This window comes from Xanthomonas euroxanthea (assembly GCF_900476395.1).
GTDB lineage: Bacteria > Pseudomonadota > Gammaproteobacteria > Xanthomonadales > Xanthomonadaceae > Xanthomonas > Xanthomonas euroxanthea.
Window position 1 is genome coordinate 1,192,657 of record NZ_UIHB01000001.1, and the last position, 25,747, is coordinate 1,218,403.

At 66.1% G+C, this 25,747-nt stretch carries 21 protein-coding genes; 16 read left to right on the forward strand and 5 right to left on the reverse strand.

What is annotated here, in order from left to right; genetic code table 11:
- Positions 1 to 256: 256 nt before the first annotated feature.
- Positions 257 to 1,279, reverse strand: coding sequence for a zinc-binding alcohol dehydrogenase family protein (locus CPBF1521_RS05250; protein ID WP_115676256.1), 1,023 nt, complete (start codon positions 1,277 to 1,279; stop codon positions 257 to 259).
- A gap of 416 nt (positions 1,280 to 1,695) precedes the next feature.
- Between CPBF1521_RS05250 and CPBF1521_RS05260 the strand changes: the two genes are divergently transcribed.
- From CPBF1521_RS05260 to CPBF1521_RS05270, 3 genes are all read left to right on the forward strand, one after another.
- A complete protein-coding gene (locus CPBF1521_RS05260) occupies positions 1,696 to 2,793 on the forward strand; it encodes an OmpA family protein (protein ID WP_104532906.1) in 1,098 nt (365 codons plus the stop codon).
- A 189-nt stretch (positions 2,794 to 2,982) separates the two neighbouring features.
- Positions 2,983 to 3,498 carry a hypothetical protein gene (locus tag CPBF1521_RS05265; RefSeq protein ID WP_024938551.1) on the forward strand — a complete coding sequence of 172 codons (516 nt, stop codon included), beginning with the start codon at positions 2,983 to 2,985 and terminating at the stop codon, positions 3,496 to 3,498.
- A gap of 17 nt (positions 3,499 to 3,515) precedes the next feature.
- Complete coding sequence (locus CPBF1521_RS05270) at positions 3,516 to 4,367, forward strand: pseudouridine synthase (RefSeq protein ID WP_115676257.1); 852 nt, start codon at positions 3,516 to 3,518, stop codon at positions 4,365 to 4,367.
- Here CPBF1521_RS05270 and CPBF1521_RS05275 read toward each other — a convergent pair.
- Positions 4,321 to 4,710: an HNH endonuclease gene (locus CPBF1521_RS05275; protein ID WP_115676258.1), complete on the reverse strand. Its 390-nt coding sequence runs from the start codon at positions 4,708 to 4,710 to the stop codon at positions 4,321 to 4,323. The genes CPBF1521_RS05270 and CPBF1521_RS05275 overlap by 47 nt on opposite strands.
- Positions 4,710 to 5,918, reverse strand: a complete 1,209-nt coding sequence (gene kbl / locus CPBF1521_RS05280) for a glycine C-acetyltransferase (RefSeq protein WP_115676259.1) — start codon at positions 5,916 to 5,918, stop codon at positions 4,710 to 4,712. Before kbl ends, CPBF1521_RS05275 begins: the two co-directional genes overlap by 1 nt.
- An 89-nt stretch (positions 5,919 to 6,007) precedes the next feature.
- Here kbl and CPBF1521_RS05285 point away from each other — a divergent pair, with 89 nt between their 5' ends.
- From CPBF1521_RS05285 to CPBF1521_RS05305, 5 genes are all read left to right on the forward strand, one after another.
- Complete coding sequence (locus tag CPBF1521_RS05285; protein ID WP_104649506.1) at positions 6,008 to 7,108, forward strand: sulfate ABC transporter substrate-binding protein; 1,101 nt, start codon at positions 6,008 to 6,010, stop codon at positions 7,106 to 7,108.
- A 3-nt stretch (positions 7,109 to 7,111) separates the two neighbouring features.
- The gene (cysT, locus tag CPBF1521_RS05290) at positions 7,112 to 7,972 is read left to right on the forward strand and encodes a sulfate ABC transporter permease subunit CysT (protein ID WP_115676260.1); all 861 of its coding nucleotides are present in this window, start codon (positions 7,112 to 7,114) and stop codon (positions 7,970 to 7,972) included.
- A complete protein-coding gene (gene cysW / locus CPBF1521_RS05295; RefSeq protein WP_115676261.1) occupies positions 7,969 to 8,922 on the forward strand; it encodes a sulfate ABC transporter permease subunit CysW in 954 nt (317 codons plus the stop codon). The genes cysT and cysW overlap by 4 nt, the downstream gene beginning before the upstream one ends.
- A 7-nt stretch (positions 8,923 to 8,929) precedes the next feature.
- Entirely contained in the window at positions 8,930 to 9,961 is a 1,032-nt protein-coding gene (locus tag CPBF1521_RS05300; RefSeq protein ID WP_115676531.1) for a sulfate/molybdate ABC transporter ATP-binding protein, read from the forward strand.
- Between the two features lie 292 nt (positions 9,962 to 10,253).
- Entirely contained in the window at positions 10,254 to 10,970 is a 717-nt protein-coding gene (locus CPBF1521_RS05305) for a TorF family putative porin (protein WP_115676262.1), read from the forward strand.
- A gap of 614 nt (positions 10,971 to 11,584) precedes the next feature.
- Here CPBF1521_RS05305 and tdh read toward each other — a convergent pair.
- Positions 11,585 to 12,619 carry an L-threonine 3-dehydrogenase gene (gene tdh / locus CPBF1521_RS05310; RefSeq protein WP_180496889.1) on the reverse strand — a complete coding sequence of 345 codons (1,035 nt, stop codon included), beginning with the start codon at positions 12,617 to 12,619 and terminating at the stop codon, positions 11,585 to 11,587.
- 672 nt (positions 12,620 to 13,291) lie between these two features.
- Complete coding sequence (locus CPBF1521_RS05315; protein ID WP_115676263.1) at positions 13,292 to 15,625, reverse strand: TonB-dependent receptor; 2,334 nt, start codon at positions 15,623 to 15,625, stop codon at positions 13,292 to 13,294.
- Between the two features lie 193 nt (positions 15,626 to 15,818).
- On the opposite strand from CPBF1521_RS05315, the gene CPBF1521_RS05320 reads away from it, so the two are divergent.
- The 8 genes from CPBF1521_RS05320 to CPBF1521_RS05355 all read left to right on the forward strand — a co-directional run bounded on the left by CPBF1521_RS05320 (position 15,819) and on the right by CPBF1521_RS05355 (position 25,544).
- Complete coding sequence (locus tag CPBF1521_RS05320; protein WP_115676264.1) at positions 15,819 to 17,900, forward strand: phosphocholine-specific phospholipase C; 2,082 nt, start codon at positions 15,819 to 15,821, stop codon at positions 17,898 to 17,900.
- Positions 17,901 to 18,200: 300 nt separating this feature from the next.
- Positions 18,201 to 18,845, forward strand: a complete 645-nt coding sequence (locus CPBF1521_RS05325; protein WP_104582476.1) for a histidine phosphatase family protein — start codon at positions 18,201 to 18,203, stop codon at positions 18,843 to 18,845.
- A gap of 89 nt (positions 18,846 to 18,934) precedes the next feature.
- On the forward strand, positions 18,935 to 19,444 hold the full coding sequence (locus CPBF1521_RS05330) for a hypothetical protein (RefSeq protein ID WP_115676532.1): 510 nt from the start codon (positions 18,935 to 18,937) through the stop codon (positions 19,442 to 19,444).
- 135 nt (positions 19,445 to 19,579) lie between these two features.
- Positions 19,580 to 20,872, forward strand: coding sequence for a bifunctional tetrahydrofolate synthase/dihydrofolate synthase (gene folC, locus CPBF1521_RS05335; RefSeq protein ID WP_115676265.1), 1,293 nt, complete (start codon positions 19,580 to 19,582; stop codon positions 20,870 to 20,872).
- 59 nt (positions 20,873 to 20,931) lie between these two features.
- Complete coding sequence (locus CPBF1521_RS05340) at positions 20,932 to 21,999, forward strand: SPOR domain-containing protein (protein ID WP_115676266.1); 1,068 nt, start codon at positions 20,932 to 20,934, stop codon at positions 21,997 to 21,999.
- A 221-nt stretch (positions 22,000 to 22,220) separates the two neighbouring features.
- On the forward strand, positions 22,221 to 22,967 hold the full coding sequence (locus CPBF1521_RS05345; protein WP_115676267.1) for a CvpA family protein: 747 nt from the start codon (positions 22,221 to 22,223) through the stop codon (positions 22,965 to 22,967).
- Positions 22,968 to 22,997: 30 nt separating this feature from the next.
- Positions 22,998 to 24,464, forward strand: coding sequence for an amidophosphoribosyltransferase (purF, locus tag CPBF1521_RS05350; protein WP_104582292.1), 1,467 nt, complete (start codon positions 22,998 to 23,000; stop codon positions 24,462 to 24,464).
- A gap of 276 nt (positions 24,465 to 24,740) precedes the next feature.
- Positions 24,741 to 25,544 carry a ferritin-like domain-containing protein gene (locus CPBF1521_RS05355; protein WP_115676533.1) on the forward strand — a complete coding sequence of 268 codons (804 nt, stop codon included), beginning with the start codon at positions 24,741 to 24,743 and terminating at the stop codon, positions 25,542 to 25,544.
- The last annotated feature ends 203 nt before the right edge of the window (positions 25,545 to 25,747 follow it).

Here is a 25,747-nt window from a genome sequence, read left to right on the forward strand (position 1 = left end):
TGGCCGCAATGGCGACTCTCTATAGAGCAAGGCCGATCCATCTGCGCGTTGCTGCGGAACAGATTGCCTTGCGCGCACTGCGACTCACATGGCTGCGAGTGCGCAGATGCCACAGCTGCAACGCTGCCTGCGATCCGGATGCCGGTCCCGCATTGCTGCTAATTCACCTGCGCGCGCTGTGGTCCTGCCGCCTTTTAAGGTGCAAGCCAACCGGCCCGTGCACCACGCAACAGCCGAACTCAAGCGGGCAGGCCGATTACCAACCCGCCAGCACCAGCTTGCCGATCGTGCTGCCGCTTTCCAGGCGCCGATGCGCCTCGCGCAAGTGCTGCGCATTGATCGGAGACAGCGTTTCGGTGTGGGTGGTACGCAACTCGCCCGCATCGATCAGGCTGGCGGCGCGGTTGAGGATGCGGTGTTGCTCGACCATGTCCTCGGTTGCGTAGCGGGCGCGGGTGAACATCAGTTCCCAGTGGATGCCGATGCACTTGGCCTTGTAGGGATCGCCGATCGACAGCGGGCCGCGCGGCTCCACGATCAGGCCCACATGCCCCTGCGGCGCCAGGATCTCGCCCAGCTGCTGCCAGTAGCGATCGGTGTCGGCCAGGTTGAGGGCGGCGTCCACGCTCTGCATTCCCAGCGCCTGCAACTGCGGTAGCAGCGGCTGGTGATGGTCGATCACATGCTGGGCGCCCATCTGCCGCGTCCATTCGATGGTCTCCGGCCGCGAGGCCGTGGCGATCACGCTGAAGCCGGCATGCCGCGCCAGCTGGATCGCGATCGAGCCCACGCCGCCCGCGCCACCGATGATCAGCAGGTGCTTGCCGCGATTGCGGGCGCCGTCGAAAGAGAACGGCATGCGCTGGAACAGCAGCTCCCATGCGGTCAAGGTGGTCAGCGGCAGCGCCGCGGCCTGGGCGAAGCTGAGCGAGGTGGGCTTGCAGCCGGCAATACGCGCATCGACCAGCTGATATTGCGCATTGCTGCCCGGTCGCCCGATGTCGCCTGCGTAATACACCTCGTCGCCGACTGCGAACGCGGTGACATCGGGGCCCACCGCTTCGACGACGCCGGCCGCGTCGTAGCCCAGGATCTTCGGCGCATCCAGCGTCTGCGGCTTGGGCGCGCGCACCTTGGTGTCGACCGGATTGACCGAGACCGCCTCGACACGCACCAATAAGTCATACCCCGACGGGGCTGACGGGGCTGGAAGTTCCATGTCAAGCAATGCGGCGGGATCGTCGACCGGCAGGTGACGGGTGATGACGACAGCTTTCATCGGGTCGCTCCAGGTGGGGAGTTCAGGGTGCGTTGTGTCACCGTCGCGCCGCAACCACCGACCCCACAATTCAGCTCGGACAGGGCCTGGCGTTCACCAATGTGGTTGACGCATCAGTGCGCAGCGGGCTGGAAGGCTGGATCCGCCAGCGTATTCAACTGGCTTAATTGGGCTGCGGTTCATGCAGCCGGGATGTGCAAACTGCGTGCGCGGTCCTTCCCTTCATGAAACTGTATACGTAGTATTGAAAGGGATCGCCGGCCCTGGTGATTGCTTTCACATGTTATATGACCGTTAACGCGATCTTCACTGAAGCCGGCTTAATCTGCGCCCCGATGGCTCTGGATGTGACGAGCATCTTTACCAAGAACAACGCCTCTATCGGTTTTATCTCCCAAAGAAGGAGCTGTATACACATGAACAAGAAAATTCTCACTGCCGCGTTGCTCGGCGGTCTGGCGGTTGCCCAGGCTGCTTCCGCGCAGGAGTTCGATGACCGTTGGTACCTGACCGGTAGCGCTGGCTTCAACTTCCAGGACAGCGATCGTCTGACCAATGACGCCCCGTTCGTCACCCTGGGTCTGGGCAAGTTCGTTAGCCCGAACTGGTCGATCGACGGCGAGCTGAACTATCAGAACCCGAACTTCGATGCCAACCAGGACCAGAACTGGAGCCAGTACGGCATCTCGTTCGACCTGCGTCGCCACTTCATCCAGGAAGGCCGCGGCTGGAACCCCTACCTGCTGTTCGGTCTGGGCTACCAGCGTTCGGAAGAAGAGTTCGACGCCACCCCGAACCCGGTTTCGCCGGGCCAGCAGAAGGACGGCAACTTTGCCGCCAAGGCTGGTGTCGGTCTGCAGACCACCTTCGACAAGCGCGTCGCCGTGCGTGCCGAGTTGGCCTACCGCGCTGACTTCAACGACCAGAGCGTTGCTGCTCCGCAGGAAGACTGGTTCGGCGACGTGCTGGCTTCGGTCGGCGTCGTGATCCCGCTGGGACCGGCTCCGTCGACCGCTCCGCCGCCGGCTCCGGCTCCGGTTGCCCCGAGCTGCGCAGACCTGGATGACGACGGTGACGGCGTCAACAACTGCGACGACAAGTGCCCTGCTTCGCAGCCTGGCCAGACCATCGGTCCGGACGGTTGCCCGGTGCCTGTGTCGATCGACCTGAAGGGCGTGAACTTCGACTTCAACAAGTCGACCCTGCGTCCGGACGCCGTCTCGATCCTGAGCGAAGCGACCGAGATCCTGAAGCGTTACCCCGACCTGAAGGTCGAGGTTGCCGGTCACACCGACTCGAAGGGTACCGACGCGTACAACCAGAAGCTGTCCGAGCGTCGTGCGACCACCGTGTACGACTACCTGACCAAGAACGGCGTCGATGCGTCGCGTCTGGTTGGTCCGATCGGCTACGGCGAGAGCCGTCCGATTGCTCCGAACGCCAACCCGGATGGTTCCGACAATCCGGAAGGCCGTGCGAAGAACCGTCGTACCGAGCTGAACGTCCAGAACTAATTGGACAGTTAGCTGTTGCATACAAAACCCGGCCTTGCGCCGGGTTTTGTCTTTGTGGGAACCGGAAATCTGTACCCGGACAGTGCAAATCCTGTCTGCGTTGCCATCCAGGCACGCTTCCGGTTGAAACGGCGTTCATCGCTGCCTACACTCGCCGCGTCAACACCACACTCATACTGGAAGAACCCGATGCTGCGTACCGCTACGGCTGGATTGCTCTGTCTCGCCCTGATTCCCGCCGCCTACGCCGCTCCGAACTGTGCCGGCAGCACGGTGTCCCAGCCGTTGCCGTTGCCCGCCACCGTCATTGCGCCGGCGGCCGCCGAGTTCTACACCCGTAGCGTGCAGCTGGGCATGCCCACTGGCGTGCTGGCACAGCCGTACACCACCGAGCAGTCGGTGGACCGCGTGTTGCTGCGTCTGCGCGTGGAAGGCTGCCAGGACCTGGCCAAGGTCATTCCGCCCGGCGGCACCGTCAATCCGAACGATCCGGCCGCCTACAAGGCCACCACCGCATTCGACAACACGCCGTGGCGCTTTGACATGAGCCAGAACGGCAAGCGCATGACCGCCGAAGAATTCGACGCCTGGATGAAGGCGCGCGGCGTGCGCGTGGTCAAGGCGCGTCCGGTGGCTGCGCCGGCGCCGGCTGCTGCGGCAACCGCAACGCCCGCGGCCGACGCCAAGTCGGTCGAAAACAAATAAGTCGCGGTCGGGACGGCATGACCCGGCGGCCTGCGCCGGCGACGTCCCGGCAGCGCACGCGTGGTCCGGCGGGCGCGTCACGCGCCTCCGGCATGACCACGGCGAGCAGCGCGCCACGCCACGGGCTGGCGCGCGTGCTGTCCAAACTGGGCGTGTGTTCGCGTACCGAAGCGGCGCGCTGGATCGCTGCAGGGCGGGTCAGCGTGGCGGCACGCGTGGTGCACGATCCCGAATATCCGGTCCGTGCCGACCAGCACTCCGCCATCCGCATCGACGGACACCCGTTGGCCGGGCCGGCGCGCTGCTACCTGATGCTCAACAAGCCGCGCGGCGTGGTCACCACTGTGCGCGACGAGCAGGGCAGGGACACGGTGTATCGCTGCTTCGATGGCGCCGGCCTGCCGTGGATCGCCCCGGTCGGGCGGTTGGACAAGGCCAGCGAAGGCCTGCTGCTCTTCAGTAACGACCCGCAATGGGCAGCGGCAGTAACCGATCCGATGACCGGGCCGGACAAGACCTATCACGTGCAGATCGATTGCCGCCCGAGCGCTGCGCAACTGGCGCAGCTGCAGGCCGGCGTGGTTGATCCCGACCCGAACGGCGAGGGTGTGCTGCTGCGCGCCAGGCGGGTCGGTGTGCTGCGCGAAGGCGAGCGCAATGCGTGGCTGGAGATCGTGCTGGACGAAGGCCGCAATCGGCAGATACGCCGCTTGCTGGCGGCGGTGGAGATCGGCGTACTGCGGTTGGTGCGGGTGGCGATCGGCTCGCTGGCGATGGGCGAGCTGGGCAAGGGGGCGTGGCGGATGCTCAGCCCAGCGGAAGTCAGCGCGCTGACGGCGGCTCCCGCCAACGCACCAGGCGCGCGCTGAGCAAGGCGCTGACCACCTCCACGGCGCGGGCGTCGCCGGCACCGTTGGCATCGTGGCGACGGCCCTTGGCGTGGTTGCAGCTGGCACAGGCCAGGGCGAGATTACGCGCTGCATTGGCATCGTCGTCGACCAGCGCGCATAGTGCTGCCGCCGCGCGACGGCCAAACCAGGCCTGCGGGACCACGTGTTCCAGCGTGGTGTGCCCGAGCGGTTCGCCATCGGCGCGCAGCTGCAGGCGCCGACGGCAATGCAGGCAACGGGTTTCCCAGTTGCCGTCCAGCAGGTGCGCCTGGGTATCGGTCTGCGCCGCCAGCAGCAGCCGTTGGCGCAGTACCGTGCGCATCAGTCCTTGATGACGTCGAGTTCGCGGCCGATCTTGATGAACGCGTCGATCGCCTGATCCAGCTGCGCGCGGGTATGCGCGGCACTGATCTGGGTGCGGATGCGCGCTTGCCCCTTGGGCACCACCGGGAAGAAGAAGCCGATTGCGTAGATGCCTTCTTCCAGCAGGCGCTCGGCGAACTTCTGCGCCAGCGGTGCGTCGTAGAGCATCACCGGGCTGATCGGATGCACGCCGGGCTTGAGGTCGAAGCCGGCGGCGGTCATGCGCTCGCGGAAATAGCGGGTGTTGTCGACCAGTTGCGTGCGCAGCTCGCCGGCGGCTTCCAGCATCTCGAAGGCCTTGATGCCGGCGGCCACCACGTGCGGCGGCAGCGAGTTGGAGAACAGATACGGGCGCGAGCGCTGGCGCAGCAGTTCGATGACTTCGCGCCTGGCGGTGGTGAAGCCGCCCAACGCACCACCCATCGCCTTGCCCAGCGTGCCGGTGATGATGTCGATCCGGTCCAGCACGCCTTTGACCTCGGCCGAGCCGCGGCCGGTGGCGCCAAGAAAGCCGGTGGCATGGCATTCGTCGATATGCACCAGCGCGTTGTATTTGCGGGCGAGGGCGGTGATCTCGTCGAGCGGGGCGATGAAGCCGTCCATCGAGAACACGCCGTCGCTGGTGATCAGCTTGGTCCTGCAGCCAGCCGCATCGGCGGCCTGCAGCTGCGCTTCCAGATCGGCCATGTCGCAATTGGCGTAGCGGAAGCGCTTGGCCTTGCACAGGCGCACGCCGTCGATGATGGAGGCGTGATTGAGCGCATCGGAGATGATCGCGTCCGCTTCGCCGAGCAGCGGTTCGAACAGGCCACCGTTGGCATCGAAACAGGCCGCGTAGAGGATGGTGTCCTCGGTACCGAAGAAGTCGGCGATGGTGCGCTCGAGCTGCTTGTGCAGATCCTGGGTGCCGCAGATGAAGCGCACCGAGGCCATGCCGAAACCGTGCGTGTCCAGCGCGTCCTTGGCGGCCTGGATGATGTCCGGGTGGTCGGCCAGACCCAGATAGTTGTTGGCGCAGAAGTTGAGTACGCTGCGGCCATCGGCCAGGGTGATCCGGGCCGACTGCGGGCCGGTGATGATGCGCTCGGACTTGAACAAGCCCTGGGCCTGGATGGTGTCCAGTTCGGCGGCGTAATGGGCGGTCAGCGCGGCGGGAGCGTGGGTCATGGCGATCGCAGTGGCAAGAGACGCATGATTTTAACGATCACGGTGGCATACCACTACGTCATGCAAAATCGGCATAAGGCGCGGCCTTGATGTCATTTCACCGCCTGCGTGCCGCTGCGCAGCATGGCATGCTTGCTGTTCAGCTGCGCCCCAACGGTTTGGAGATTGCTGTGACCCACCCCCGCTTCCGTCTTGTATCGACCGTGTTGTGCAGCCTGCTGGTCCTGGCCGGCCAGGCGGGCGCGCGCGACATCGGCTTGCTCAATGTCAGTTACGACCCCACCCGCGAGTTCTACCGCGACTACAACAGCGCCTTTGCCGCGCAGTGGAAGCAGCAGCATCCGCAGGACACCGTCACGGTGGAGACCTCGCACGGCGGCTCCGGTAAACAGGCGCGCGCGGTGATCGATGGCATCGAAGCCGACGTGGTGACGCTGGCACTGGCTTACGACGTCGATGCGATCGCCGAAAAGGCCAAGCTGATCGACAGCGACTGGGAAAAGCGCCTGCCCGACAACAGCGCGCCGTACACCTCGACGATCGTGTTCCTGGTGCGCAAGGGCAACCCGAAGAACATCCACGATTGGCCGGACCTGCTGCGCTCCGGCGTGGCGGTGGTGACGCCCAACCCCAAGACCTCCGGCGGCGCGCGCTGGAACTACCTGGCTGCCTGGGCCTACGCCGACCACATCTTCAAGGGCGACCGCGAGCGCATCATGCGCTACATGCAGGCGTTGTTCCGCAACGTGCCGGTGCTCGATACCGGCGCGCGCGGCGCCACCACCACGTTCGTGCAGCGTGGCATCGGCGATGTGCTGCTGGCCTGGGAAAACGAGGCGCTGCTGGCGCGCGAGGAGCTGGGCAAGGACAAGTTCGAGATCGTGGTGCCGAAGCTGTCGATCCTGGCCGAGCCGTCGGTGGCGCTGGTCGACAAGAACGTCGACAAGCACGGCACCCGCGATGTGGCCGAGGCGTATCTGCGCTACCTGTATGCGCCGGAAGGGCAGAAGCTGGCGGCCAAGCATTTCTATCGTCCACGCCACCCGGAATTTGCCGACCCTGCCGATCTGGCACGGTTCCCGGACATCAAGCTGGTGACCATCCAGGACGCGTTCGGGTCGTGGGACAAGGCGCAGCAGGAACACTTCGCCGACGGTGGCGTGTTCGACCAGATCCAGGCAAAAAAGTAGGCGATGCAGATGTCGGTTGCACCCCACCCAGCGCCGGCACCGCGCCGACGCGTAATGCCCGGGCTGGGCTTGAGTCTTGGAATCACGCTGACCTGGCTGGGAGTGATCGTGCTGATCCCGCTGCTGGGCATCTTCATCAAGACCAGCGGATTGGGCTGGGACGGCCTGTGGCGGGTGTGGAGCGAGCCGCGCGTGCTGTCGGCGCTGCGGGTGAGCTTCGGCACCGCGTTTGCGGCCGGCGCCTTCAATGCGGTGATGGGCACCTGGGTGGCCTGGGTGTTCGTGCGCTACAACTTCCCGGGCAAGCGCCTGTTCGATGCGGTGATCGACCTGCCGTTCGCGTTGCCGACCGCGGTGGCCGGCATCGCGCTGACCGCCTTGTACGGCGGCAACGGCTGGGTCGGGCGCTGGCTGGAGGCGGTCGGCATCAAGGTGGCCTACACTCAGCTAGGCATCGTGCTGGCACTGGTGTTCGTCGGGTTGCCGTTCGTGGTGCGGGTGGTGCAGCCGGTGCTGGCCGAGAGCGAGCGCGAACTGGAAGCGGCCGCCGCCACGTTGGGTGCATCGCGCTGGCAGAGCGTGTGGCGGGTAGTGCTGCCAGGGCTCTGGCCGGCGGTCCTGACCGGGTTCGCGCTGGCATTCGCGCGCGGCGTGGGTGAGTACGGTTCGGTGATCTTCATCGCCGGCAACCTGCCAAATTCCACCGAGATCGCGCCGCTGCTGATCACCATCCGGCTGGAGGAATTCGATTATGCCGGCGCCACCGCCATTGCCGCGGCGATGCTGCTGCTGTCGTTCGTGATCCTGCTGGTGGTCAATACGCTGCAGGCTCGCCTGCTGCGCTATCAACGGAGGACTGCATGAACGATGCTGTCTCGCCGCTGCCCGCCATGGTGCAGACCCGCCAGATGACCGAACAGGCGCGCCGGATCACCGACTCGGCCACCAACGAGCCGCGCTGGGTGCAGTGGCTGATGATTGTGGGTGCGCTGCTGTTCCTGCTGGCGTTTCTGCTGCTGCCGCTGGTGCTGGTGTTCGCCGAGGCGCTGCGCGGCGGCTGGGAGACCTTCCTGCGTGCGATCGTCGACCCGGATGCGCTGTCGGCGATCAAGCTGACCCTGATCGTCACTGCCATCGTGCTGCCGCTGAACCTGGTGTTCGGCGTGGCGGCAGCGTGGGCTGTCAGCAAGCACCAGTTCCCCGGCAAGCGCTTGCTGATCAGCCTGATCGACCTGCCGTTCTCGGTATCGCCGGTGGTGGCCGGCCTGATCTTCGTGCTGATCTTCGGCCGCAGCGGCTGGGCATGGCCGTTGATCGACGAAGGCTGGCGGCTGCAGCTGCCGTTTTTTGGCGAGCTGATGATCCAGTTGCCGCGCATCGTGTTTGCGTTGCCCGGCATCGTGCTGGCAACCACGTTCGTCACTTTCCCGTTCATCGCGCGCGAGCTGATGCCGCTGATGGAGCAGCAGGGCAGCGACGAGGAGCTGGCCGCACTGAGCCTGGGCGCGAATGGTTGGCAGATGTTCTGGCGGGTGACCCTGCCCAACATCCGCTGGGGCCTGATGTATGGCGTGTTGCTGTGCGCGGCGCGTGCGATGGGCGAGTTCGGTGCGGTGTCGGTGGTGTCCGGGCATATCCGCGGGCGCACCAACACGCTGCCCCTGCACGTGGAAATCCTCTACAACGAATACGCCTACAGCGCCGCGTTTGCGTGTGCCTCGTTGCTGGCATTGACTGCGCTGCTGACGCTGGCGCTGAAGACGTACCTGGAATGGCGGCACGGCGATTCGCTCGCCGCCAACCACCGACATTGAGGTGAACATGGGCATCCGCATCCACCGCCTGCGCAAGCAGTTCGACACGTTCACCGCGCTGGACGACATCACCCTGGACGTGCGTCAGGGTGAGTTGCTGGCCTTGCTGGGGCCGTCCGGCTCCGGCAAGACCACCTTGCTGCGGATCATGGCCGGGCTGGAGCATGCCGATGGCGGCCAGGTGCTGTTCGGCGACGAAGATGCCACCCGCATGAGCGTGCAGTCGCGCCGGGTCGGTTTCGTGTTCCAGCACTATGCACTGTTCAAGCATATGGACGTGTTCGAGAACATCGCCTTCGGCCTGCGGGTGCGGCGCGGCGCCGAGCGCTGGGCCGAAGCACGCATCCGCGCACGCGTGGAAGAGTTGCTGGCGCTGGTGCAGTTGCAGGGCCTCGAGCGACGCTATCCCACCCAGCTGTCCGGCGGCCAGCGGCAGCGCGTGGCGCTGGCGCGTGCACTGGCGATCGAGCCGCGCGTGTTGCTGCTGGACGAGCCCTTCGGTGCGCTGGATGCGCAGGTGCGCCGCGATCTGCGCCGCTGGCTGCGCGAGCTGCACGAGCGCACCGGCCTGACCACGGTATTCGTTACCCACGACCAGGAAGAAGCGCTGGAGCTGGCCGACCGGGTGGCGATCCTCAATCGCGGCCGCATCGAGCAGCTCGACACGCCGGCGATGATCTACGACAAGCCGGCCTCGCCGTTCGTGTATTCGTTCGTGGGCGCAGTGAACCGCATTCCCGGCATGCTGGCGCAAGGCCAGATCCAGGTCGCCGGGCATGCACTGCCGGCAGCCAATGCCGCGTTGGCGGCCGGCCCGGTAGAAGTCTACGTGCGGCCGGAAGATCTGGTGCCGGACGATGCCGGCTGGCCGGCCACGGTGGCCTGGTCGCAGCGCAGCGGGGCGCGTCTGCGGCTGCGCGCCACGCTGGAGCCGGCAGGCAACGAGGTGGAAGTGGAGCTGCCGGCATCGGCGGGCAGCTTCCAGCCTGGGCAGCAGCTGCGGCTGGCAGCACGGCATTACGGTGTGTTTCCGGTCTGATTTGGGCCGGGATTCGGGATTCGGGATTGGAATTGGGAATTGGGAATTGGGAATTCGCAAAAGCGAAGCGAATCCCTGCTATCCCCAATCTCCAATCTCCACTCCCGGCCCATCAAGATTCCGCGCGGGCGGTCGATGAGACAGAACCCTGACCGGCGTCATCTACTCTCAAGCTTGTGCGCCAGGTCAAGCGAGCGCGACTTGTCTGTTGCGCTGCAATGACGGTTGGACTAATAAGGCATGGCAGTCCCGCCTCGCGCAATCCGACCGCCCATCGCTCCAGGAGATGTCCATGAAGCCGTCCTCGCTCGCGTGTTGTCTGTCGTTGCTGCTGCTTGGTGTCGCGCCGTTGGCCCAGGCCCAGGATGAGGAGGCGCCCGCCTCGCCGTTCACCGGTACCTTCGCGGTGACCAGCGACTACCTGTTCCGCGGTATTTCGCAGACCAATGAGGAGCCCGCCTTCCAGGCCGGACTCACCTACAAGACGCCGTTCGGCCTGTACATCGGCACCTGGACCTCCAACGTCGACTACGGTGCCGGCGACCCGGATTGGGAAGTGGATGGTTTTGTCGGCTACAACACCGATCTGGGCACCAACTTCAATTTCGATGTGATGGTCAATCGCTACCAGTATCTGGGAGCGGGCGCGTCCAATTACGCCGAGCTGATCACCAAGACCACGTTCCTGAAGACCTATAGCCTCACCGTTGCCTATACCAACGATCTCTATGGCACCAAGACCGATGGCTACTACTACGCGCTGGATGCCAACTGGTCGCTGCCACACGACTTCACCTTCGGCGCGCATGCGGGGCACAGCGTCTATACCTCCTCGCTGAGCCAGGTGGACCACGACTACAACGACTTTGGCGTGAATGTCGGCAAGGTGTTCGGTCCGCTTGGCTTGAGTGTGGGCTATTACGACACCAGCGAAGCGGCGGAATTCGGCTTCGGGCGGCAGAATTCGCAGAACCATCTGGTGGCGACTGCGACAGTCACCTGGCCGTGAGGGCAATCGCCTGAACAGCGGTTTTGACGATCTGGCTATGGGGTGATGAGGCGGGAAGAGTCGATGCTCGGACTCCTAGGTGCCCTGAAGTTGAAAGACCCCAAGACTCAAATTGCGTTTGTCTTGTCTTTAAGTGATTGCAACGTGCGGATGGATCACTTGCAGATGCAGAGCCGCTGATCTGCTGCCTGGCTGCAGGGCCCTTGCCCGCCCACCCTCGCAGGACACGCCGCAAGTACGTCCGTGTAGGCTCTTACGCGGCATCCATGCCGCGTAAGGTCCCGCGACGGTGAGCGGGCAAGGACCAGTCGAGATGGTCGGTGCGTGGTTGCAAGCAGACCATGGCGTGCATCGTCCGGATCACCTTGCGTCCGACGATTTTCCCGTCGCGCGCTGAGCAACGGGCGGACTGCCAACAAGCAATCTATGGAACTCTGGGCGTCTCACCGCCTAGCAATAAGCCTGTTTTTTTACCTGACCACCGACTAACTTATTGGTGCAGTGAGGCCGCCGCGCCCTCGACCCACTAAGCTTTGCGTGCGTTGCCTGCGCTCTGAAAACGGACATGCAAAAGGCGCCTCGCGGCGCCTTTTGCGTTGAAACGTATTGGCCGGTCAGTTCCAGCTCAACACGACCTTGCCGGCCTTGCCTTCTTCCATCAGGTCGAAGCCCTTCTGGAAGTCGTCGATCGGCAACTGATGGGTCAGCACCTTGTGCAGCGGGAAGCCCGACAGCACCAGTTGCGTCATCTTGTACCAGGTCTCGTACATCTTGCGGCCGTAGATGCCCTGCACGGTGAGGCCCTTGAAGATGATCTTGTCCCAGTCGCAACCGGCGCCGCGCGGCATGATGCCGAGCATGGCGATCTTGCCGCCGTGGTACATGCAGTCGAGCATGTCGTTGAAGGCGCGCGGGTTGCCGCTCATTTCCAGGCCCACGTCGAAGCCTTCCATATGCAGGTCGGCCATGACGTCCTTGAGCGAGGTCTTGGACACGTTGACCACACGCGTGGCGCCCATGTCGGCGGCCAGCTTGAGGCGGAAGTCGTTGACATCGGTGACCACCACATTGCGCGCACCGATGTGCTTGCAGATGCCGGCGGCGATGATGCCGATCGGACCGGCGCCGGTGATCAGCACGTCCTCGCCGATGACATCGAACTCCAGCGCGCAGTGCGCGGCGTTGCCGTAAGGGTCGAAGAACGCGGCCAGCTCGGAAGGAATCTGGTCGGGGATGGGCCACAGGTTGCTGGCCGGCATCACCATGTACTCGGCGAAGGCACCGTTGACGTTGACGCCGATGCCGACCGTGTTGGGGCACAGGTGCGGGCGGCCGCCGCGGCAGTTGCGGCAATGTCCGCAGACGATGTGGCCTTCGGCCGACACGCGCTGGCCAACCTGGTAGCCGGTTACCGCCGAACCGAGCTCGGCCACGCGGCCGACGAACTCATGGCCGATGGTCAGGCCGGGGGTGATGGTGCGCTGGCTCCACTCGTCCCACAGGTAGATATGCAGGTCGGTGCCGCAGATCGCGGTCTTTTCCAGCTTGATCAGCACCTCGTTGGGGCCAGGGCTGGGAACGGCGACCTGTTCCAGCCAGATGCCCTTGTTTGCTTCGCGCTTGACCAGCGCCTTCATCGTCTGCGCCATCTGGCGGGACCTGCTGAGTGAAAGTAAGGCGGCGATTATATGCGGCGCGCGGTGAGTGCATGTGGCGGTGCAACAGCAATGGTCCCCGTGCGGTCGGGGGCCGCGGTGGCGCTGGGTTGGTCGGCGGACAGCATGCGTGTGTTGCGGGGCGGTTGCCCCCATCCGCCCTTCGGGCACCTTCCCCCGCAAGCGGGGGAAGGGCGGGGAAGTCGAGAAACAGGCAACGCAACAAACAGGGAATTCGAGAAGCGGGGAATTCGAGAAGCAGGGAGGCAACAAGTAAGGAATTCGAGGCGAGGGAAGCCAACAAGCACGTAAGTCAACAAGCAGGCAAGTTGCAGTGCAGGAAGGGCCACCGCAGCGGGCCGATGCGATCGACGCCTTGCGTGAATGCGTCGGTGTCCATGCAGGGAGGGCAGACACGCAGGGAAGGCAGAAAGGAAAAGCGGGGAAGACAGAAGAGAATCAGGAAAAACAAGGAAAAGCTGGGGAGACAACAAGCAGATGAGGCCGAGATACGGAGCGGCCGAGCAGGCGTGAACGCGTGAAGCCCCGGAAAAGTAACTTGCCGACCTGCTCGAGGTATCGGGAGTGTCGGCATGCCTTCTCCCGCGTGCGGGAGAAGGTGGCGCACAGCGCCGGATGAGGGCGCCTTAGGTGGTGCAAAGCTGCTTAGAACTTCACATCCAGGCTCATGAAGTACTGGCGCGGCGCGCCGACCACCATGGTCTGGTTGTAGCCCTGCGGATCGGAGGCCACGTAGCCGTTGGTGCCCGTGCTGGCGAAATAGCGCTTGTCGGTGAGGTTGGTGATGTTGAGCGCCAACGCCACATCGGCCACCCCGCCTACGCGACCGAAGTCGTAACGCGCGCCCGCATTGAACAGCCAGTACGAGGGCACCTGCGAATCGTTGAGGAAGGTGATGTAGCGCTTGTCGACATACTTGCCGTCCAGATCCAGGCGCAGGTTGCCGAGTTGGTAGCTGGCGCTGGAGGAGAACATCAACGCGGGGATGCCGACCACGTCCTTGCCGGAGGTGGCGACCACGCCGTTGTTGAGGTAGTCGTCCTGGTAGCGCGAGCGATTCCACGACAGCGAATTCAACCAGCTCAGGCCTTCCATCGGACGCCACATCAAGGCAAGATCCGCACCTGCGCTATGCACGGCACCCACATTGCTCAGGATCGCCGCGCAGGTCTGCACCGCGCTACACGGCGAGGTGGTCAACAAGCGGTTGGAGAACTTGGTGAAGTAGGCATCGGCCGACAGCTGGAACTGCGCATCCTGCACGCGGTAACCCACCTGCACGGTCTGCGATTCTTCCGGCTCCAGCGTGGAGCGGCTGCGGTCGAACGCCGCCTGCGAGGTGCCGAACGGGGTGAAGCCGAATGCGGCGATGTTCTTGCTGTAGGAGGCGTAGATGTCCTGGCGTTCGTCCAGCTTGTAGTTGATGCCAACCTGCGGCAGGAAGTTGTCCTCGGCGCGGATGCGGCCCTGTGCCAGCGCGGTGGTCGGCACCAGGGACTGCGCACGCGTGGTGGTGCTGAGCGCCTTTGCACCGTAGTTGATGGTCAGGCGGTCGTCGAGCAGGCGCACGCTGTCCTGCAGGTACAGCATGCGGGTCTGGGTGGTGTAGCGCTGCAGGAAATCGCGGCGGAACGGCGTCTGCACTTCGTACACGTTGTACAGCGAGGTATAGCCCTCGTTGCCGAGCGCGAAGTAGTTGCGCTGCTGCGTGGTACGTGCGTTTTCCGCCCACAGGCCCACTTCCAGATCGTGGTTGCCCCACGCCCATTTCAATGCGCTGGTGCCGCCGTAACGATCCAGGCCGTAGTCGGTGGTGCGCATCGACAGCGGAACCTGCGCAGAGGTCGGTACATACGGCGTCACCCACTGACCTTCGCCTCGATTGCCGTGGTAGTAGCCGGTGGCATCCAGCGTGGCGCCGCCGAACACGAACGTGCCCGACAAACCGGCCAGGTTGTCGCGACGCAGACCGCCGCCGGCGTAGTAGCTGGCGTCGAGCCAGCTGTAATCGTCGGGCAGCCCGGCCAGCGATTGCGGATAGCCGTTGGCCACGCCGCTGGTGGCACCGGTGGTTTGATATGCACGTGCCATCTGCACCGCGGTGGCCCAATCCGGCTGCAGATAGTCGTGGTCCCAGCCCAGCGCGCGCTGGCTGGTCAACGACAGGTCCATGTAGTCGTATTCCTTGCGCCGCGAGGTATCCACGAACAGGCTCAGACGGTTGCCATCGCCCCACTGGTAGACGGTCTTGAGGTTGGCCTGCTCGGACTGCTGGTCGCCGAAGCCTTTCCACTTGTCGGTGCTGGCATTGGCGTAGGACAGATACGCCGACAGGCCATTGCGGTCGCCGGTGTCGCCACGCACGAAGGTGCGCCGCGTGGCATCGCTGCCGACCGTCTGCACCAAGCGCAGGCCGGGCGTGGTCTGTGGATCGGCCGAGTAGAACTGCATGGTGCCGCCGAGGTTGGTGTTGGACGCAGTCCCGAGCGCACCGGCGCCTTGCGCGATCTCCACCGAGCCGAGGTTCTCCGAAATAATGGCGCGGGTGATGTGCAGGCCGTTGGTGACGCCGTAGCTCATGTTGCCGAGCGGAATGCCATCGAGCGTGTAGCCCAGCCGGCTCTGGTCGAAGCCATGCAGGGTGACCTGCGTGGACCACTCGTAGGTGCCGAACGGATCGGCCGACTGGAACTGCACGCCCGGCAATTTTTCCACCGCCTTGAAGGCGCTGCTGCCCGGTGTCAGCTGCTCGATGTCCTGCCGGCTGATGCGCTGGACCTGGCGGGTGCTGCCTTGCGACACCACATTGATCGCGTCCAGCTGGGTGGCATTGGCGGCGGCATCGGCCACGGTGGCCGGGGCATCGGCTACCGGCGCCTCTGCAACGGCAACCGGTGTGGCCGCAGATGCGATGACCGGAAGCAGCGCGGCCAGGGCAAGCGCCAGCGGAGTGACATGAAAGCGACGAGCGGAAGTCATGGGGGAATCCTGTTCAAGCACGGCTGAGGGCGACGCACGGTGCAAGACCGGCGTTTCGCGACGCAGGGTGTCAACGACGTATGAAACATTGATGACGGTGGCTGTCGCAAAACTGTCGTGCTTGACCGCTATACGTGTCCTACCCGGCCGCAGTGCGCGGCATGCACACGTATTTCTCGCAGGTCCCGTAGCCATGACGTCTTCCCCCTCGCGCCGCGATTTCCTCAAGCGCGTCGCCGCGCTGACCGCCGCCGGCGCCCTGCCGTCCTCGATCGGCCGCGCACTCGCGCTGCCGGCCAACTCGCGCACCGGCACACTGCGCGACATCGAGCACGTGGTGATCCTGATGCAGGAGAATCGCTCGTTCGACCATTACTTCGGCGCGCTGCGTGGCGTGCGTGGGTTCGGCGATCCGCGTCCGTTGCAGCTGCGCGACGGCCACCCGGTCTGGAGCCAGCCGGCCGCGGACGGGCGCCGCCTGTTGCCGTTCGCCTTCGATTCGCAAAACACGTCCGCGCCGTTGATCAAGAGCCTGGATCACTCCTGGAAAGCCGGCCACGGGCAGGACCCGGCGCGCTGGGCCGAGTACGACGCCTGGGTGCCGTACAAGGGCGAATTGACGATGGGGTATTTCCAGCGTCACGACATCCCGTACTACCACGCACTGGCCGATGCCTTCACCATCTGCGACGGGTATTTCTGTTCGTTGCACGGGCCGACCAATCCCAATCGCATGTATCTGTTCACCGGCACCAGCGGCACCAGCGTGGGCAATCTCGGCGCGCAGGTGGTGACCAACGCCGACGACGGCAACTGGACCGCCGACATGGCACGCGACAAGCCCGGGTATGCGGCGATGGACTGGACCACCTACGCGCAGCGCCTGCAGGCCGCAGGCGTGGATTGGCGCGTGTACCAGGAGTACGACAACTTCGGCTGCAACTCGCTGGCGTATTTTTCGCACTATCGTGATCTGCACCCCGACGACGAACGCTATCGGCGTGCGCGTGCCTGCGTGCCCGGTTCCACCGCCGACAACGCCGCCACCACGCAGGCCGAGCATCTCATCGCCGCGATCGCCGCCGACGTGCAGGCCGACCGCTTGCCGCAGGTGTCCTGGATCGTGCCGCCCACCGCGTACTGCGAACATCCGGAAGCGCCGCCGGCCTATGGCGAGTCGCTGGTGGCGCGCCTGATCGATGCGCTCACCGCCAACCCACAGGTGTGGGCCAAGACCGCGTTGATCATCAACTACGACGAGAACGACGGCTTCTTCGATCACGTGCCCGCAGCGTTGCCGGCGCTGGATGCGCGCATGGGACGCAGCAACGTCGACACGCGCGGGGAGGTCTACGCCGGCGTGCCGATGGGCTTGGGCATCCGCGTGCCGATGCTGGTGATCTCGCCCTGGACGCGCGGCGGCTGGGTCAATTCGCAGGTGTTCGATCACACCTCGGTACTGCGGTTGCTGGAACGCCGCTTCGGCGTGGCCGAACCCAACATCAGCCCGTGGCGCCGGGCGGTCAGTGGCGATCTGACCAGCGTGTTCGATTTCCGCAAGCCGGACGATTCGGCAGTGAGCGCACTGCCGTCGGTCGACGACTACCGCGCGCGCACCGCCGCGGTGCGCGACAAGCCGCTACCGGTGCCGCCGACCAGAGCCAGCATGCCGCGACAGGAGCCGGGACAACGTCCGGCACGTGCATTGCCGTACGCCTTGCAGGTGCATGCGCGCGTGCAGGGCGAAGGTGGCGTGCAACTGCAGTTCGTCAACAGCGGCGCTGCGGCGGCCGCGTTCAATGTCTACACCAGCGCTGCAAGCGGCGGCCCGTGGTACTACACCGTGTTGCCGGGCACCCAGCTGGACGATGTGCCGGTCGGCGCTGCGCACAACGGCGCCTATGCGCTGAGCGTGCATGGCCCCAATGGGTTCCTGCGCGAACTCGCCGGCGACCTCGCTGCAGCCGGGACGCAATCGGCAGCGCCGTGGCTGCAGGCGCGGCAGGACGGCGAGATGTTGGTGCTGGACATCGGCAACGCCGGGCGGCAACCGTGCACGCTGCAGCTGCGCGCGCTGGACTATGCAGACCCGGCCGTGCGGTCGATGCACCTGGCCGCAGGTCAGCGCCAGACCGTGCGGCTGGCGCTTGCAGCCAGTGATCACTGGTACGACGTCGTGCTGGAACAGCCCGGAGCCGCGTTCCGCCGCCGGCTGGCCGGGCATCTGGAAACCGGCAGGCCCAGCCGCAGTGATCCGGCATTCGGACGCGCCTGAGCCGGTGTCGTGGTTTCGCCGGCGATGGCCGCGCAGGGCAGGCTGGTTGTGCCGGCCTTTTGATGGCAACCGGAAGTCGGTGAGCGGCAGCAGGATCTTCGATCCGGCGATGACTCGCATCGTCGCCGTGGATCGCGGTGGTTGCGCTGGGTCATGACGGAAGTGGCCCCCGGCACCGCCACCGCTGCAGCAACCCGACCTGCGCTGACGCGGGCGGCCGGCACCGCAGCGGGAGGGGTTATCATGCGCTCCCGTTTCGCTGCGGCGAGCCGGCCCCTTCCCCCAAGGAATCTCTCGCGCATGCGCATCCTGCTTGCCCGTCACGGCGAGACGCCGTGGAACGCCGAAGGCCGCTACCAGGGCCAGATCGATATCCCGCTGTCGCCGGTCGGCGAAGGCCAGGCCGCCGCGCTCGGCGCGCGTCTGCAGTCGTTGGAGATCACCCGCGCGGTGGCCTCGCCGCTGTCACGCGCGCAGGCCACCGCCAGGCTGGCGCTGGGCAGCGCGCGCGAAAACCTGCTGCAGACCGATGCAGACCTGCAGGAAATCGCCCACGGCGAATGGGAGGGCCTGCTGGCCAGCGAGATCAACGACAAGGATCCGGCACGTCTGCGCGCCTGGCGCGACGAGCCCGATACCGTGCTGATGCCCGGCGGCGAATCCCTGCGTCAGGTGCTGGACCGCAGCTGGCGCGGCCTGGCGCGCGCGGCCGATGGCCTGGGCGCGGCCGACACCTTGCTGGTGGTCGCGCACGATGCGGTCAACCGCGTGATCCTGTGCAAGATCCTGGGCCTGCCGCTGTCCCGGCTATGGACCTTCCGCCAGGCGCCGACCACGCTCAACCTGCTCGAAGGCGAGGACGTGGATCACCTGGAAGTGGTGCGCCTGAACGACTGCGCGCACCACACGCCGTTCTTTGGTGAAGCCAAGCATCGGGCGCTGTAAGGCAACGCCCGGCAAGGATGCAGGATCGCGCTGTGGTGCGTCATCGCCGGACCATCGCCAACTGGCCCAAGGTGCTTCGGTGCGCTGTCTTGGGCAGTGTGTGCGGCCTGTTGGCGCTAGCGGTGTTTTCCGACTTCATTCCCGCACCGTTTCTTTCTGGTCGGAACTGGGTAGCGCCGATGGTGCTGCTGGGAGGCGCATTGACGGTGCTGATCTTTGCGCCGGCCTATCGCATCGGCGGATGGAAGGCGGTCTTCGGTACGCAGCCGCTGAACACGGTTCTGGCGTTCTGCCTGGCGCCGCCGCTGTTGGGATTTCTGTGCTGGCTCGTACTGGCTCTAGGGGCGCCGTGGGTGTACACGCGGATGGCCGGTGTCGATTTCAAGGAAACGCATGTGATGCAGGTCGAGTACTTTCAAAGCGGGCGTTCGTGCAAATACCGATTGCGTGGTGGACCACTGAAAAATCGGTTTCCCGGCCATCTGTGCGTCAGCGAGGCGCTCTATCGTCGGCATCTCAATCAGCAGGTGACCGTGGTGTTGACCGGCCAGCGCTCGCTGTTGGGAATGCGGGTTGCAGCGATCGAAGACGCCCGGTGATCGGGACGTCCGACACAGACAATTTGGAGTCGGCAACGACAGGCGCATGCGCCTGGGCAAGATGGCGTCGTTTGTCCGACGACGTGAGGGCCTGAAAATTCGCGATAATGCGGTTCTTCCTGCGCAGTCCCCGCCGTGAACGCAACCGACTCCCTCTCCGACTGGCTCGTCTATATCGAGCAGCAGCATCCAAGCACCATTGCCATGGGCCTGGAGCGCGTGCGCGAGGTGGCGGCACGTCTGCAGCTTGCCGCGCCTGCCAGGCACGTCATCGTGGTCGGCGGCACCAATGGCAAGGGGTCCACCGTGGCCTTCATCGAGGCGATCGGGCGTGCCGCCGGCTGGAAGGTGGGCAGCTACACCTCGCCGCATCTGCTGCGCTACAACGAGCGTGTGGGCATCGATGGCGTTGATGCGAGCGATGCCGCGCTGGTCGAGGCATTTGCGACGGTCGAGGCAGTGCGCGGCGACACCACGCTGACCTATTTCGAATACGGCACGCTGGCGGCGCTGTGGCTGCTGCAGCGCTCCGCGCTGGACCTGGCGGTGCTGGAAATCGGCCTGGGCGGGCGCCTGGATGCAGTCAATATCGTCGATTCGGATGTGGCGGTGATCACCACCGTGGATATCGACCATACCGATTGGCTGGGCGAAGACCGCGAAGCGATCGGCGCCGAGAAGGCCGGCATCATCCGCGCCTGGAAGCCGGTGGTGCTGGGCGAAATCGACCCGCCATCGAGCGTATTGCGGCGTGCCTACCAGCTGGGCGCCAACGCGATCCGCGCCGGCAGCGATTACTTCTTCGAGCCGATCGAGGCGCAGCATCCGGAAGCGCCGCAGTGGCGCTGGCGCGATGTCGCGGTGACGCTGGAACTACCGATGCCGGCCCTGCACGCGCCGGTGCAGCTGGCCAATGCGGCCGCGGCAATTGCCGCGCTGCAGGCCTTGCCGGAAGCGCTGCCCGATGCCGCGTGGGCGCAGGGAATTTCCAGCGCGCAGGTGGTCGGGCGATTGCAGCGCTGTGACGTCGATGGCGTGCAGGTGCTGCTGGACGTCGGCCACAACCCGCAGGCCGCGCGCGCGCTGGCCGATGCACTGGGCGCGCAGGCGCACACGGGCAGCACGCATGCCATCTACGCCGCACTGGCGGACAAGGATGTGCTGGGCGTGGTGGAGGCGGTGGCCCCGCAGGTCGACCACTGGACCCTGGCCGGGCTGGACGGCGCGCGTGGGCAGTCGGCGCAGGCCTTGCAGGCCCGTCTGCAGGGCAGTGCGGCAGCGCAGGCGGTATGTCACGGCGACGTGGCGGGCGCATTGGCCGCAGTGCTGGCGCAGGCCGCCCCCGGTGATCGGGTGCTGGTGTTCGGCTCGTTTCATACCGTTGCCGATGCGCTAAACGCACTTCGTTCAGTCCACCCGGGGCGGTAGCCCGGCTGCGGCCTTATAATCGCCGCGGCACCCCGCCACGCCGCCTTTCGTCTCTCTACGTGGATACTGCTCTGAAACAGCGACTGATTGGCGCCATCGTCCTGGTGGCGCTCGCCGTGATCTTCCTGCCGATGCTGGTCAAGGGCCCTGCGCCATCGAGCGGCGTGGCCGACGTGCCGCTGGAGGCACCTGCCGCACCGGCCAATGGCGAGTTCGAGACCCGCGAATTGCCGCTGGTCACCCCGGGCGATGCGCCGGCCGGTGGCGCGCTGGGCATGCGCGGTGCCGCCACTGCGCCGGCCGCGGTGCAGGACAACCCGGACGCGGCCGATCTGGCCAACCCGGCCAGTACGCCATCGGCACCCGAGGTGGCGGCCGGCAACTACGCGGTCAACTTCGGTGCCTACGCCACCAGCGCCGATGCCGACGCGGTACTGGCGCGGCTCAAGCAGGCGCAGCTGCCCGGCTTCAGCGAAAAGACCCAGATCAACGGCCGCCCGGCCTGGCGCGTGCGCGTGGGGCCGTATGTCGATCAGGCCCAGGCCGAAGCGGCGCGCCTGCAGGCGGTGAAGGTGCGCAGCGACGTCAACGCCCAGGTGGTGACGCTGGATGCCAACGCCGCCGCGCCGGCGCCGGCAGCCAGCACGCCAGCGACCGCGACGGCCGCCAAGCCGACCAGCAGCGTGGCCACCGCCGGCACGACCGCCCCGACCAAGACCGAAAGCCTGCCGCCGGAGCCGGCCAAGCCGGTGGCCACCGCGCCCAAGCCGGCCGAAGCGCCCAAGCCCGCCCCGGCCAAGCCGGAGGTGGCGAAAACGGAACAGGCCAAGCCCGAGCCGGCCAAGCCGGTCGTCGCGGCGCCCGCCGCGCCGGCAGCGCCTGCAGCCAGCTCGGTCGGCTTTGCGGTGCAGCTGGGCGCCTTCGGTCGCGCCGAAGACGCCGACGCCTTGCGCGACCGCGTGCGCGCCGCCGGCTTCAGCGCCTTCGTCGAACAGGTGCGCACCGACAAGGGCGCGCTCAACCGCGTGCGCGTCGGCCCGGTCGCCAATCGCGGCGATGCCGAACAGCTGCGCGCGCAGGTGGCGGCCAAGGTCGGCATTTCCGGCATGGTGCGTCCGCATCCGTAAGCCACTGCGCCGCCGTCGGGCGGACGCGGTCAGTGCCGAGGATCGGCAGTCGGGTGGTTCGCTGCGTGGTGCGGCTCGCCCGCAGCACGCCGGGTCACCGTTTCGCGTGGTATCGCCGGCGGCGAGCGGATTCCTGATCGCCTCACACCCATGGAGGGGAGCGCAATGAACACCGAGCCAGGTTGGACCAGCGGCGTGCGCGCCGCGCGGAGAAGTGGGCAATGATCGACATGGTGCTGGGCGTCATCATCCTGGTGTCGGCGCTGTTGGGCCTGCTGCGCGGGTTTGTCGCCATCGTGGTCGGCACGCTGTCGTGGTTGCTGGCCGGCTGGGCGACGTTCCAGTTCGGCGGCCCGGCCGCGCGCTGGATTGCCGATGGCAAGCATCCGTCGGCCACCGAGTCGTTCGGCGGCTACGCGATGGTGTTCGTCGGCGTGCTGATCACCGTGGCGGTGATCGGCATGGTGATCCGCGCCGGCGTGGATGCGGTGCGCCTGGGCGGGATGGACCGCATGCTCGGCTTCGGCCTGGGCCTGGTGCGCGGCGGCTTTCTGGCCAGCGTGCTGGTACTGCTGATGAGCTTCACGCCGCTGCCGCGCGAGCCGGCCTGGCGCCAGTCGATGCTGATGCCGATGCTGTCGCCGGGCGCGAGCTGGATGCGGGCGCAACTGCCGGCCTGGCGGATGCCGTCGATGGACATGCCATCGATGGAACTCGGCAACCTGCCAACGGAGTTGGGGAAGTTGCCCTCGGCAGGCGATAATGCGGACCTGGGCAAGGCGCTGTCCGGGTCCGGTCTGAGCGACACCATCACGCGTGCGCTTGGACAACCCGGCAAAGCTGCCAGCGACGGACGCAATCCGGCGCAGGCGATGCCGGCCAATATCGATCCGGCGCAGGTTCGCGGCGGAGAAAGCGACCCGGCTCGGGTCGAGTCCCAAGGCCAGGCACGGCCCCCTTCACAGTAACGGCGCAAGCCGTAGCGGAGAACGCGCACCATGTGTGGCATCGTCGGTATTGTCGGCAACCAGAACGTCGCCGGGCAGCTGTATGACGGCCTGACCGTCCTGCAGCATCGTGGGCAGGACGCCGCGGGGATCGCCACCGCAGACGGCACGCGCCTGCGCGTGCAAAAGGCCAACGGGCTGGTGCGCGATGTCTTCGACGAAAAGAAGATGGCGGTGCTGGAAGGCCGTGTCGGCATCGCGCATTGCCGCTATCCGACCGCAGGCTCGGAAGGCATGGACGAGGCGCAGCCGTTCTACGTCAACTCGCCCTACGGCATCGCGCTGGCGCACAACGGCAACCTGATCAACACCGAGGCCTTGCGCCAGCAGGTGTTCGAGGCCGACCGCCGCAACATCAACACCGATTCGGACAGCGAAGTGCTGCTGAACGTGTTCGCCTACGAGCTGGACGCGCAGCGCATGCTCACCCCCGAGGCGGCGATCCGCGCGGTGGCCGGCGTGCACCGCCGCTGCAAGGGCGGCTATGCGGTGGTCAGCGTGGTGCTGGGCCTGGGACTGGTGGCCTTCCGCGACCCGCACGGCATCCGTCCGCTGGTGCTGGGCAAGCGCGAGCACGCCGAAGGCACCGAATACATCGTCTCCTCCGAATCGGCTGCCCTGGACATCCTCGGCTACCAGCGCGTGCGCGACCTGCGCCCCGGCGAGGCGATGGTGATCACCGCGCGCGGCGAGCTGTTTTCGGAAGTCTGCGCCGCGCCGACCGTCAACGCGCCGTGCATCTTCGAGTATGTGTACTTCGCGCGCCCGGATTCGATGATCGACAACATCTCGGTGCACAAGGCGCGCATGCGCATGGGCCTGAAGCTGGGCGAGAAGATCCTGCGCCTGCGCCCGGATCACGATATCGACACCATCATTCCGATCCCGGACACCTCGCGCGATGTGGCGCTGGAGATGTCCAACGTGCTCGGGGTGAAGTACCGCGAGGGCTTCGTCAAGAATCGCTACGTGGGCCGGACCTTCATCATGCCGGGGCAGGGCGAGCGGCAGAAATCGGTGCGGCGCAAGCTCAATCCGATCCACCTGGAATTCCGCAACCGCGTGGTGCTGCTGGTCGACGATTCGATCGTGCGCGGCACCACCAGCCGGCAGATCGTGCAGATGGCGCGCGACGCCGGTGCACGCAAGGTGTATCTGGCCTCGGCCGCGCCGCCGGTGCGTTACCCCAATATCTACGGCATCGACATGCCGGCGGCCGAAGAGCTGATCGCGCATGGCCGCAGCGAGCTGGAAATCCAGGAATTCCTCGGCTGCGACTGGCTGATCTACCAGGATCTGGAAGACCTGGAAGTGGCGGTGCGCGAAGGCAACCCGGACATCCAGCAGTTCGATTCCTCGTGCTTCAACGGCGAATACATCACCGGCATCGAGCCGGGCTATTTCGAACGCATCCAGCAGCTGCGCTCGGACGATGCCAAGAAGCGTCGCCGCGCGTAAGGGTCTGCGCTAGCGCTGCAGGCCGGCGCTCCCAGGCATGGCATGGCGTCCCTGTGCCATGCGGACCGGCTGCGCGGTGATCGCGTCAGCTGGCTGCAGCCGGGCGCGACATGGCGTGCGCTGCGGTGGTGCGGCAGTGTCGCCGGCCGCTGTGGATGTGCGCAGACCGAACATGCGATGGCGGCGTCGGGATGGCGATCGCCGCTGCAGCGTGAAGCGCCAACTGCCGGTGTTGTCGGCCCTGCGGTTTATCGCAAAGACGGAGTGATGGACACGATGGATCTTCTGCAAGCCGCACATGCCTGCCTGCAGGCGGCCGATCCGCTGGAGAAGGTCGCATTGACGCAGCGGCATGCGGCCGCGTTCCGCGCCGGCAGCTTGCCGCTGCCATCGCCGCAGGCGGCGCCACCGCAGCCGATCCGCATGCCGGGCCGGCCTGCCAGGCCGGTGCTGGTGCATCCGCGGCAGGTGCCGCGGCGTGGGCTGGGCAGCCTGGAAGGGCGCGCCGCCTTTATCCACGCCATCGCGCATATCGAGCTCAACGCCATCGATCTGGCCTGGGATGCGGTGTATCGCTTCCGTGGGCTGCCGGAGGCGTTCTATGCCGACTGGGTTGGCGTGGCCGATGACGAATCGCGCCACTTCATGCTGCTGCGCGCGCGGTTGCACGCACACCACCACGACTACGGCGACTTCGCCGCGCACAACGGCCTGTGGGAAATGTGCGAGAAAACCGCCCACGACGGCCTGGCGCGCATGGCGCTGGTGCCGCGCGTGCTGGAAGCGCGCGGGCTGGATGTGACGCCGGCGATGATCGTCAAACTGCGTTCGCTCGGCGATACCGCCACTGCCGAGGTGCTGGACACCATCCTGCGCGAGGAAGTGGCGCACGTGGCGGCCGGCTCGCGCTGGTACCGCTGGTATTGCGCGCAGGCCGGCATCGAGCCGCGCGCGCGCTTCAAGGCGCTGCTGCACGAGTACGCCGGCGGTTACCTGCACGGGCCGTTCAATCTGCAGGCGCGGCTGCTTGCCGGCTTCGACGAGGACGAACTGGCCGATCTGGTGGAGCAGGCCGGCTGAGCAGCCGGTGGTGGGAGGCGTGGGCCGTAGTTGCACGCTTGCTCGAGCGCCGTAGGCGGGCAGATCGAATCGGCCAGTACCGTTGCCGCGCTGCCTGAAACGTGCCCGCCGTGTCGTGCATGCAGCACCGGGCGCACTGCGTGCGGAACGCGCGCAACGTGCCGCATCGATGCGCACCGCCACCGGTCGCCCCGACAGTCACG